The sequence below is a fragment of the Pseudomonas paracarnis genome (genome assembly GCF_904063055.1).
GTDB classification, from domain to species: Bacteria; Pseudomonadota; Gammaproteobacteria; order Pseudomonadales; family Pseudomonadaceae; genus Aquipseudomonas; species Aquipseudomonas paracarnis.
On sequence record NZ_CAJFCN010000018.1, the window covers coordinates 43,687 to 55,218 of the forward strand.

At 62.9% G+C, this 11,532-nt stretch carries 8 protein-coding genes; 6 read left to right on the top strand and 2 right to left on the bottom strand.

Annotated features, from left to right (window positions below; all coding sequences use genetic code 11):
* Positions 1-1,014 precede the first annotated feature (1,014 nt).
* Together JMV15_RS28810 and JMV15_RS25475 are read left to right on the top strand one after the other, a co-directional pair.
* Positions 1,015-1,719 (top strand): methyl-accepting chemotaxis protein, encoded by a 705-nt coding sequence (locus JMV15_RS28810; protein ID WP_370694795.1) that lies wholly within the window; start codon positions 1,015-1,017, stop codon positions 1,717-1,719.
* A 125-nt stretch (positions 1,720-1,844) separates the two neighbouring features.
* The gene (locus tag JMV15_RS25475) at positions 1,845-2,273 is read left to right on the top strand and encodes a hypothetical protein (RefSeq protein WP_019816973.1); all 429 of its coding nucleotides are present in this window, start codon (positions 1,845-1,847) and stop codon (positions 2,271-2,273) included.
* Here JMV15_RS25475 and JMV15_RS25480 read toward each other — a convergent pair.
* Together JMV15_RS25480 and cra are read right to left on the bottom strand one after the other, a co-directional pair.
* Complete coding sequence (locus tag JMV15_RS25480; RefSeq protein ID WP_038448880.1) at positions 2,220-2,996, bottom strand: TatD family hydrolase; 777 nt, start codon at positions 2,994-2,996, stop codon at positions 2,220-2,222. The two genes, JMV15_RS25475 and JMV15_RS25480, sit on opposite strands and share 54 nt — an antisense overlap.
* Before the next feature lie 2 nt (positions 2,997-2,998).
* Positions 2,999-3,994, bottom strand: a complete 996-nt coding sequence (gene cra / locus JMV15_RS25485) for a catabolite repressor/activator (protein WP_014716882.1) — start codon at positions 3,992-3,994, stop codon at positions 2,999-3,001.
* 284 nt (positions 3,995-4,278) lie between these two features.
* Between cra and ptsP the strand changes: the two genes are divergently transcribed.
* The 4 genes from ptsP to JMV15_RS25505 all read left to right on the top strand — a co-directional run bounded on the left by ptsP (position 4,279) and on the right by JMV15_RS25505 (position 11,511).
* Positions 4,279-7,137 (top strand): phosphoenolpyruvate--protein phosphotransferase, encoded by a 2,859-nt coding sequence (gene ptsP / locus JMV15_RS25490; protein WP_038448882.1) that lies wholly within the window; start codon positions 4,279-4,281, stop codon positions 7,135-7,137.
* Positions 7,138-8,058 (top strand): 1-phosphofructokinase, encoded by a 921-nt coding sequence (gene pfkB, locus JMV15_RS25495; RefSeq protein WP_014716884.1) that lies wholly within the window; start codon positions 7,138-7,140, stop codon positions 8,056-8,058.
* An 11-nt stretch (positions 8,059-8,069) separates the two neighbouring features.
* On the top strand, positions 8,070-9,779 hold the full coding sequence (locus JMV15_RS25500; RefSeq protein ID WP_014716885.1) for a PTS fructose-like transporter subunit IIB: 1,710 nt from the start codon (positions 8,070-8,072) through the stop codon (positions 9,777-9,779).
* A gap of 190 nt (positions 9,780-9,969) precedes the next feature.
* On the top strand, positions 9,970-11,511 hold the full coding sequence (locus JMV15_RS25505) for an alkaline phosphatase D family protein (RefSeq protein WP_014716886.1): 1,542 nt from the start codon (positions 9,970-9,972) through the stop codon (positions 11,509-11,511).
* Positions 11,512-11,532 lie beyond the last annotated feature (21 nt).

The window sequence follows — 11,532 nt, forward strand, 5'->3', positions numbered from 1 at the left end:
GAGCGCTTGCAGGGCTTGCACGCGATCGCGACCCAGCCCGAGCACGTTGCCGTCTTCGACAGTAAGCGCGATGAGTTGATCGCTGCGTTCAAGGCTCAGCAACAGGAAACCTCGTTGCTCAACAAAGCAGCGTTGATCGGCAAGTTACTCAACCAGGCCCAGATGTTCAGCCAGATTATTGCCAGCCAGGCCGGCTTGAACCGTGATCCGCAAAGTGATCTGCGCCAGCTCAGCGACCTGGTCACCACCGTCACCCCTCAGGTCACCCAGGCCTTGGGTGAAGGCCGTGCGATGGGCGCGTACTCCCTGGGGCAGGGCTTTATCAATTCGTCCTCCAGTACCCGTTTTGACGAACTGCTGCAGCAGTTGGAAAAACTCCATGGTGAATATGGCCTGAAGCTGCAGGACGCGCTGGGCGCCAGCAAGGCCGCGCACGCCGCCCTCGAGGTGTCGGCGCAAGCCAGCCAGGCGAGCCTCAAGCAAGGCAGTGAGTTTTTCGAAGAACAGGTGGTGATGGCCGAAACCCTCGACGCGCCTTGGCAGGGGTTTTATGACGGCGTCAGCCAACTAATGGCCAAGACCTATCAATTGGATGACGCCACCCTGGCGTTCCTCGGGCAGCAGTTGCAGCAGCGCCTGGCGCAGAACCGTCTGCACATGGTGTTGCTGGTCACGGCCCTGGCGACGGTGTTTGCGCTGATTTTCTATCTCTATGCCGGTTTCTTTGTTTCCACTCGCACCACCTTGCGCCGCCTGGGGGCGATGATGGACAAAGTGGCGGCGGGCGATATGACCGTCACTTTCGTTGCGCAAAGCCGTGACGAATTGGGCGACCTGGGCCAGGTGTTCAATGGCACCGTGGCCAAGATTCATGACCTGATCGAGCGCGTTGGGCATACGGTCAGCCAGGTGGAGTTGCAGGCCGGCCAGGTGCAGGCGGTGTCGGCACAGAGTAACCAGGCGGTGTCCGGCCAGCGCAGCCAGATCGAACAAGTAGCGACGGCGATGAACCAGATGTCCGCCACCGCCCAAGAGGTGGCGCGCAGCGCGGCGGCGGCGGTCAGCAGTGCCCAGAGCGTCAATGATGAAACGGTCAGCGGGCGTGCGCTGGTGCAATCCCAGCAAGGCGGCATCGCACGCCTGGCGGCGGAGATCGACGATTCGGTGCGGGTGATCAACCAGCTGGCAGCCGACAGCCAGTCCATCAGCAGCGTTTTGGAAGTGATCAAGAGCATTGCCGAGCAGACCAACCTGCTGGCGCTCAACGCGGCCATCGAAGCCGCGCGCGCCGGTGACCAAGGGCGCGGGTTTGCGGTGGTGGCCGACGAAGTGCGCACTCTGGCTCGGCGCACCCAGCACTCAACCGAGGAAATCGAGCAGATGATCAGCCGCTTGCACAGCGGCGTCGGCGCGGCGGTGAAGGCCATGGGCAGCAGCCATGAGATGGCGAATGGCACGGTGGGGCAGTCGGAAAAAGTCCAGCAAGCCCTGGAAAATATCTTGGGAGCGGTAGGGATGATCGTCGACCAGAACCAGCAGATCGCCGCCGCCGTGGAACAGCAAACGGCGGTCGCCCACGACATCGACCAGAACATTGTCGAAATCAACCGTGCTGGCGAGCATGCAGCGCAAGGCGCCCAGCACACGGAAGCGGCCAGTCGGCAGTTGGCAATCCAGGTGGTTGAGTTGAAGCAATTGATTGGTGCGTTTCGGGTGTAGGGAGGTTCTGAAGGATGTAGCTACCGACCCTGTGGCCGATGTCTTGATTTGCCTGGGCGTGTTTTATCGCGGCGTGAATAGGTGAAAATTTATTTCATCCGTCACGGTCACGAGGAGACACGACGATGGCCGCTGCAATCGGTATCAAAGGGCATTGCGCCCAGTGCGACATGACGTTTGAACTCAAGCCTTGGCAACTGAATGCCATTGCCATTGATGTGCCTTTTGACTGTACGTATTGCCACTCGGGGTTGCAGTTGGGGTGCGCCAAGCAGTTGCGGCAGTTCAGGGCCCTGGACCAATGGGCGCTGGTGCGGCCGAGCATGATCATGCTGACATGCGCGACCTTGCTGGTGGCCTTGTTCGCTGAATGGTTGGGGCTGCTCAGTGTGATCGGGCAACTGAACGTTTCGCTGGTCGCCGTGCTGATCCATTTGCTGGTGGTGCGCTATGCCCGGCATCGACAGACAATGATCTTGAAGTTGCAGGTGATCAGTCCGCTACCAGTTGAACAGCTCGCACGCATTGCGTGTGCTCGTCTCAGCGAGCGATAGAGGGCTGATACCCATGCGCTCGGCCAGGGCCGTGCAGATATCTGGCAGATGCTGCGGGCTATTGCGCTGGTTGGGGTACATGGCCGGAGCCATATCCGGCGCATCGGTTTCCAGCACCACGGCGTCGAGTGGCAACTGCGCCAGTACCCGGTGCATGCGCAGCGCCTGGGGCCAGGTGGCAGCGCCACCCAGGCCCAGTTTGAACCCCAGCTTGATGTACTCGCGCGCCTCTTCAGCGCTGCCAGCGAACGCGTGGATGATGCCGCCTCTGGGCACGCGGATGCGCTTGAGGGTGGCAATCACGGCGGCGTGGCTGCGGCGAACGTGGAGCAAGGCCGGCAGTTGGAAATCCACCGCGAGTTTCAGTTGGGCTTCAAATAACTGTTGCTGGCGCTGGTGGTCCAACTGTTCGAGAAAGTAATCCAGGCCAATTTCGCCCACGGCGCACAGTTGCCGGTGGCCATGCAGGCGCGTCAACCAGTCGCCCAACTCCAGCAGGTCGGCGGGGCGATGCTCATCGAGATACACCGGGTGCAAGCCGAAGGCGGCGAACAAGCCTTCGTCCTGTTGCACCAAGTCCCACAGCCGCTGCCAATTTTTCTGGTACACCCCCAGCACCACCAGGCGCCGCACGCCGAGTTCACGGCTGTGGGCAAGGACGTGCAAGCGATCCTGGTCGAAGTCCTCGAAGTCCAGGTGCGTGTGGGTGTCGATCAGCTCCACACTCAGGCCTCGTGGATACGCTGCTTGAAAGTCCGGCCAATCGCATGCACGCCGGGTTGGTACTGTTCTTCTTCAATGGCGGCCAGGGCCAGGCGCAGGGCGGTCTCGGCAATCAATTGATGTTGCTGGGCCATGGCGTTGACCGGCAGCGGGAGGAAATCCAGCAACTGGGTATCGCCGAAGGTGCCCAGGCGCAGGGGACGTGACTTGAGGGGGAAGTCATGCAGCGCATCAAACACGCCTTGCAGCAGTACGTAGGAGGTGGTTACCAGCGCGTCCGGCAAATGCCCCAGGCGTTGCAGCAGTTGCTCCATCAGCTCTCGGCCGCAGTCACGACTGAAGGCTTCGCCCTGTTCGATAATCACTTCGCCCGTAAAGCCTTGCAGCGCATCACGGAAACCGGCGGTACGTGCCTGGCTGATGCTCAGCTCGGGCCGCGCGCCAATCAGTGCGATCTGCTTGGGCAACGGTTGCAGCAGGCTGCTGGTGAGTTGCCTGCAGGCCTGGTGGTCGTCGCTGACCACGGAGCAGAACTGGTTCGGCTCCATCTCCCGGTCGATGGCAATCACCGGCAGCCCCTTGGCCTGCAGCTCGCGATAGCTGTCATCGCTGGCTGGCAGGCAACTGGCGACGAACAACGCATCGCAACGCCGCGCCCGGAACAGTTGCAGCAGTTGGCGTTCGCTGTCCGCTTCATCATCGGAGCTGGCGATCAGCAACTGATAGCCCCGCGCCCGTGCCCCTTGTTCCAGCAGTTTGGCGATGCGTGCGTAGCTGGGGTTTTCCAGGTCTGGCAGGATGAACCCCAAGGTTCGCGTATGCCGACTGCGCAGCCCGGCGGCTTGAGGGTTGGGGGTAAAGCCATGGGCTTGGACCACGGCACGCACACGCTCAACGGTTGCGTTGCTGATGCGCTGCTGTTCGGCCTTGCCGTTGATGACATAGCTGGCGGTGGTAACGGACACACCGGCCAGACGTGCGATATCACTGAGTTTCAAACCGGGATTTCCTTGTTTTTTGGCGCTCGCCCCGACATTTTGTCCAATCGTAACCGATTCCAGCATTCGACCAATGTCCCACAGCAAGCGCCGAGTGGCCCTTCAAGCTTGCGCAATTAACGCGTAATCTGCCATAAATTCTAGATTAAACGTTTCAGCAAGCGTATTTTTACGATGTTCGCCACTGAGTGACCACTGCCAATTGACCGCTCAGTCAGTTAATTTTGAACCTATTTACCTACAACAATACCTAGTGCGCCCGTCGCACTAACTAGGAGAACGGCATGCTTGAGCTCACTGTAGAGCAGATATCCATGGGCCAGGTGGCTGTGGATAAATCTGCTGCCTTGCACCTGCTCGCTGACAAACTGGTGGCCGATGGCCTGGTTGCCGAAGGTTATCTCAGTGGCCTGCAAGCCCGTGAAGCCCAAGGCTCGACCTTTCTCGGCCAAGGCATCGCTATACCCCACGGCACGCCAGAAACCCGCGAGCAGGTGTTTTCCACTGGTGTGCGCCTGCTGCAGTTCCCCGAAGGGGTGGACTGGGGCGATGGCCAGATCGTTTACCTGGCGATTGGCATCGCGGCTAAATCCGATGAACACCTGCGCCTGTTGCAACTGCTCACCCGTGCCCTCGGCGAAACCGACCTGGGCCAGGCGTTGCGCCGTGCCGGCAGCGCCGAAGCGCTGTTGAAACTGTTGCAAGGCGCGCCCCAGGAACTGGCGCTGGATGCGCAGATGATCAGCCTGGGCGTGTCGGCCGATGATTTTGAAGAGTTGGTGTGGCGCGGTGCGCGCCTGCTGCGCCAGGCCGACTGCGTGAGCAATGGCTTTGCAGCCGTATTGCAGCAGGTCGACGCGCTGCCCCTGGGCGATGGCCTGTGGTGGTTGCACAGCGAGCAGACGGTCAAGCGTCCGGGCCTGGCCTTTGTGACGCCGGACAAACCCATGCGTTACCTCGGCCAGCCCCTGCACGGCCTGTTCTGCCTGGCGAGCCTCGGTGAAGCGCACCAGACCCTGCTTGAACGCCTGTGTGCCTTGCTCATTGAAGGGCGCGGCCAGGAGTTGGGGCGCGCCACCAGCAGCCGCGCGGTGCTGGAAGTGCTGGGCGGTGAACTGCCGCCGGACTGGCCCAGCGCCCGTATTACCCTGGCCAACGCCCACGGCCTGCACGCGCGCCCGGCCAAGATCCTGGCGCAATTGGCGAAAAGTTTTGACGGCGATATCCGCGTACGCATCGTCGATGGCGCGGTGGGCGCCGTGTCGGTCAAAAGCCTGAGCAAGTTGCTCAGCCTCGGCGCACGTCGTGGCCAGGTGCTGGAGTTTGTGGCCGAGCCGACGGTGGCCGGTGATGCACTGCCCGCCCTCTTGGCCGCCGTGCAAGAGGGCCTTGGCGAAGAGGTCGAGCCCTTGCCCACCGTGAGCGCACAGCCAGCACAGGTCGATATCGAACCGGTGCTCAGCGCGCCACTGAGCGGTAGCCAACTCCAGGCCATTGCCGCCGCACCGGGTATCGCCATCGGCCCGGCCCATATCCAGGTGCCGCAAGTGTTCGATTACCCGTTGCGCGGTGAGTCCGCCGCCGCCGAACGCCAGCGTCTGCACACGGCCTTGAGCGAGGTGCGCACGGATATCCAGGGCTTGATCGAGCGTAGCCAGGCCAAGGCCATCCGTGAGATTTTCATCACGCACCAGGAAATGCTCGACGACCCGGAACTCACCGACGAGGTCGACACCCGCCTCAAGCAAGGCGAAAGCGCCGAAGCCGCCTGGATGAGCGTGATCGAAGCCGCCGCCAAACAGCAGGAAGCCTTGCAGGATGCCTTGCTGGCCGAGCGTGCTGCCGACTTGCGCGACATCGGCCGCCGCGTGCTGGCCCAGTTGTGCGGCGTCCAAAGCGTGCAGGAACCGAGCGAGCCCTACATCCTGGTGATGGAAGAAGTCGGCCCTTCGGACGTGGCGCGCCTGGACCCGGCCCGCGTTGCCGGCATTCTCACCGCCCGGGGCGGCGCCACCGCTCACAGCGCCATTGTCGCCCGCGCTTTGGGCATTCCGGCCTTGGTCGGCGCTGGCGCTGCGGTGTTATTGCTCAACGCGGGCACGCCGCTGTTGCTCGATGGCCAGCGCGGCCGCCTGCATGTGGACCCCGACGCCGCCACCCTGCAACGGGCCACCGTGGAGCGCGACAGCCGCGAGCAGCGCTTGCAAGCCGCTTCGGCCCAACGCCATGAACCGGCGCTGACCCGCGACGGACACGCCGTGGAAGTGTTCGCCAACATTGGCGAAAGCGCCGGGGTGGCCAGTGCCGTGGAGCAGGGCGCCGAAGGCATTGGCCTGCTGCGCACCGAACTGATTTTCATGGCCCACCCCCAGGCGCCGGACGAGGCCACCCAGGAGGCCGAATACCGTCGCGTACTCGACGGCCTCAATGGTCGCCCGTTGGTGGTGCGCACCCTGGATGTGGGCGGCGACAAGCCTTTGCCCTATTGGCCGATCGCCGAAGAGGAAAACCCCTTCCTGGGTGTGCGCGGCATTCGCCTGACGTTGCAACGCCCGCAGATCATGGAAGCGCAACTGCGGGCACTGCTGCGTGCTGCGGATAACCGCCCGCTGCGCATCATGTTCCCCATGGTCGGCAGCGTGGATGAGTGGCGCGCCGCCCGGGACATGACCGAACGCCTGCGCCTGGAGATCCCGGTGGCGGACCTGCAACTGGGGATCATGATCGAAGTGCCCTCAGCCGCGTTGTTGGCGCCGGTCCTCGCCAAGGAAGTCGACTTCTTCAGCGTCGGCACCAACGACCTGACCCAATACACCCTGGCCATCGACCGCGGCCACCCGACCCTGTCGGCCCAGGCCGATGGCTTGCATCCGGCAGTCCTGCAACTGATCGACATCACCGTGCGCGCCGCCCATGCCCACGGCAAATGGGTAGGTGTGTGCGGCGAGTTGGCGGCGGACCCGCTGGCGGTGCCGGTGCTGGTCGGCCTGGGCGTGGATGAGTTGAGCGTGTCGGCCCGCAGCATTCCTGAAGTGAAGGCGCGGGTGCGTGAATTCAGTCTGAGCGAGGCCCAGGGCCTGGCGCAACAAGCACTGGCAGTGGGTTCGCCCGCCGAAGTGCGTGCCCTAGTGGAGGCCGTGTAGATGGCAAATATTCTGACCCTGACGCTGAACCCGGCGTTGGACCTCACGGTACGTCTGGCGCACCTGCAACCCGGTGAGGTCAATCGCAGTGAAGCGATGCTCACCCACGCGGCCGGCAAAGGCGTGAATGTGGCGCAAGTGCTGGCGGACCTGGGCCATTACGTCAGCGTGGGCGGGTTCCTCGGCAGTGCCAACCCCCAGGCTTTCAATGCGCTGATCAAGCGCCGTGGGTTTGGCGATGCCTTCATCCGGGTTCCCGGCGAAACCCGGAGCAATATCAAGATTGCCGAACAGGATGGGCGTGTCACCGACATCAATGCACCGGGGCCGCTGGTGACTGAAGAGGCGCTAAAAGCGCTGCTCAAGATGGTCGCGATCATTGGCCCGGAGTTCGATGCGGTCGTGGTGGCCGGTAGCTTGCCGCGCGGCGTCAGCCCGCAGTGGTTTAAAGGTTTGCTGGAGGCGTTGAAAGACCTCGGTTTGAAAATCGCCCTGGACACCAGCGGCGAAGCGCTGCGCCTGGGGTTGGAGGTTGGCCCGTGGCTGGTCAAACCCAATACCGAAGAGTTGGCCGAGGCCTTGGGTAACGCCACCGATGCCATCAGCCGCCTGCATCAGCAAGGCGTCGAACATGTAGTGGTCTCCGACGGGGCCGCAGGTGTGACCTGGTACCGCCCGGGTGCGGCGCTGCACGCCACGCCGCCCAAGGTGGCAGTGGCCAGTACCGTGGGTGCCGGCGACTCGCTGCTGGCCGGGATGCTCCACGGTTTGCTCAGTGGCGACACGCCGGAGCACACCCTGCGCCGGGCCACGGCGATTGCCGCGATGGCGGTGACACAGATCGGTTTTGGCATCAGCGATGACGCGCAGTTGGCGCATCTCGAAAGCGGCGTCGAAGTACGCACGCTGACAGAACAATAAGAGGGTTTGTGATGAAGTTAGCCATTGTTACCGCCTGCCCGAACGGCATGGTCACCAGTGTGCTGTGCGCCCGCTTGTTGGACGCCGCCGCCCAGCGCATGGGCTTGCACACCAGTGTTGAAGTCGTCGATGTGCAGCGTCCGGAGCGCCAGTTGTCCCAGGCGACGATTGATGATGCCGAGTGGGTGCTGTTGGTCAGCAGTACCCCGGTGGATATGCAGCGGTTTGTCGGCAAGCGTGTGTTCCAGAGCACGCCGGCCCAGGCGTTGGCGGATGTCGAAGGCGTACTGCGCCGGGGCGCCGAAGAAGCCCAGGTGTATGTCGCCGACGCCGCCCCGGTGGCGGCCAAGGCTGCGCCGCGTATCGTCGCGATTACCGCGTGCCCCACCGGTGTGGCCCACACGTTCATGGCCGCCGAAGCCTTGCAGCAGACTGCTCAGCGCCTGGGTTATGACCTGCAGGTCGAAACTCAAGGCTCGGTAGGCGCCCGCACGCCGTTAAGCCCGCAAGCGATTGCCGATGCCGATGTGGTGTTGCTCGCGGCGGATATCGAAGTGGCCACCGAGCGTTTCGCCGGCAAGAAGATTTACCGCTGTGGCACCGGCATTGCCCTCAAGCAATCCGAAGCCATCCTCAACAAAGCCCTGGCCGAAGGCGCGGTGGAAAGCGCGGCCGGCGGTGCACCGGCCAAGGCGGAGAAAACCGGCGTCTACAAACACCTGCTCACCGGCGTGTCGTATATGTTGCCGATGGTGGTGGCGGGGGGCTTGCTGATCGCCTTGTCGTTTGTCTTCGGCATCCATGCTTTCGAGCAGCCCGGCACCTTGGCGGCGGCGCTCAAATCCGTGGGTGACCAGGCGTTCCTGTTGATGGTGCCGCTGCTGGCGGGCTACATCGCCTACTCGATTGCCGACCGTCCTGGCCTTGCGCCCGGCATGATCGGCGGGCTGCTGGCGGGGACGCTGGGGGCTGGGTTTATCGGCGGCATCCTGGCCGGTTTCGTCGCCGGATATTGCGTCAAGCTGATCAGCCGCACGGTGCAACTGCCTCAGAGCCTGGAAGCGCTCAAGCCGATCCTGATCATCCCGTTATTGGCGAGCCTGTTTACCGGCTTGGTGATGATCTACCTGGTGGGCCCACCGGTCGCCCGCTTGCTCACGGGCCTGACGGATTTCCTCAGCACCATGGGCACCACCAACGCGGTGCTGCTGGGCATTCTGCTCGGCGGCATGATGTGTGTGGATTTGGGCGGGCCGATCAACAAGGCGGCGTATGCGTTTTCGGTTGGCCTGCTGGCCGCGTCGAGCGGCGCGCCGATGGCCGCGACCATGGCCGCCGGCATGGTGCCGCCGATTGGCATGGGCATCGCCACGTTGCTGGCCCGGCGCAAGTTCGCCCAGACCGAGCGCGAGGCCGGCAAGGCGGCGATGATCCTGGGGCTGTGCTTTATCTCTGAAGGCGCGATTCCCTTCGCCGCCAAAGACCCGCTGCGCGTCATTCCGGCCAGCATCGCCGGTGGCGCGTTGACCGGTGCGCTGTCGATGTACTTCGGCTGCAAACTCGCCGCGCCCCATGGCGGGTTGTTTGTGCTGGTGATTCCGAATGCGATGAACCATGCGTTGTTGTACTTGTTGGCGATTGTGGCGGGCAGTGTGTTGACCGGTTTGGTGTATGCCGTGCTCAAGCGACCGGAAGCGGCTGAACTGGCCGTGACTGCCTGACACTGGCAGAAAATGTGGGAGCTGGCTTGCCTGCGATAGCCTCGACGGGGTTTGCCTGATACACCGAGGTGTTTGCATCGCAGGCAAGCCAGCTCCCACAGGTGAACTCGACCGTTCTGCTAATCGGTGTCACATCCGCTTCATCCCATCATGCTTTAGTGGCCCTTTTGATACTCAAGAGGGCACCTGCATGAGCCACTTCGATCTCGGTCGCCGCCGTGTGATGCAAGCCGTGGGCGCTGGCCTGTTGTTGCCGGGCCTGGCGCCGGCGGTGATCGCTTCGGTGAAGGACCGACCCCAACTCACTGACGGCGTGCAATCGGGCGACCTGCAGGGCGATCGCGCAATGATCTGGAGCCGCAGTGACCGCCCGGCGAAGATGGTGGTGGAGTGGGATACCCGCAGCGTGTTCAGCAACCCGCGCCGATTCGTCTCGCCCCTGGCCGACAGCCGCACCGACTTTACCGCCCGTGTCGAGCTCACCGGGCTGCCGGTCGACCAGGCGATTTTCTATCGCGTGCATTTCGAAGACGCCCAGACCGGCATTGCCAGTGAACCCTGGTTCGGCCACTTGCGTAGCGTGCCGCAACAGCGGCGTGACATCCGTTTTGTGTGGAGCGGCGACACTGTCGGCCAAGGCTTCGGCATCAACCCCGACATCGGTGGCATGCGCATCTATGAAGCCATGCGCCTGCGCCTGCCGGACTTTTTTATCCACAGCGGCGACACCATCTATGCCGACGGCCCGGTCCCCGCGCAGCTCACCACTGAAGGCGGGCGCATCTGGCGCAACATTACCACTGAAGCCAAAAGCAAAGTCGCGGAAACCCTCGATGAATATCGCGGTAATTACCGCTACAACCTGCTGGATGAAAACGTGCGCCGCTTCAATGCCGAGGTACCGCAGATCTGGCAGTGGGACGATCACGAGGTGATCAACAACTGGTCATCGAGCAAGCAGTTGGATGAGCGTTACCAGACCCGCGACATCAATACCTTGGTGGGCCGTGCCCGCCAGGCCTGGCTGGAATATTCACCCATGCGCCGACAGAGCGCCGACGGTGGCGGGCGCATTTATCGCAAGCTCAGTTATGGGCCGCTGCTGGATGTGTTTGTGTTGGATATGCGCAGCTATCGTGGGCCGAATGATGACAACCTGGGCGCGGAAAAACCCTTCCTCGGGCGGGAACAGTTGGACTGGCTCAAACGCGGGCTCAAGGCCTCGCAAGCGCAGTGGAAGGTGGTCGCCGCCGACATGCCCATCGGTCTGGGCGTGCCCGACGGTGAAGTCAGCCCCGGCGTGGCGCGTTGGGAAGCGATCGCCAATGGCGACCCTGGCCCGGCGCAAGGGCGTGAGCTGGAGATCGCCGAACTGCTGGGGTTCCTGCATGAGCATAAGGTGCGCAACCACGTGTGGCTGACGGCCGATGTGCATTACTGTGCAGCGCATCACTATCACCCTGACCGTGCGACGTTCCAGGATTTCGAGCCGTTCTGGGAGTTTGTGGCAGGGCCGTTGAATGCTGGGAGTTTCGGGCCCAACCCACTGGATAAAACCTTTGGCCCGCACGTGGTGTTCCAGAAGGCGCCACCGGCGCAGAATACCTCGCCGTTTGCGGGCTTTCAGTTTTTTGGTGAAGTGCAGATAGATGGGCAGACGGCGGAGTTGACGGTGATGCTACGGGACTTGGACGGGGTTTCAGTGTTCGAGCAAAAACTGCAACCGGCCTGATCGTTCCCACGCTCTGCGTGG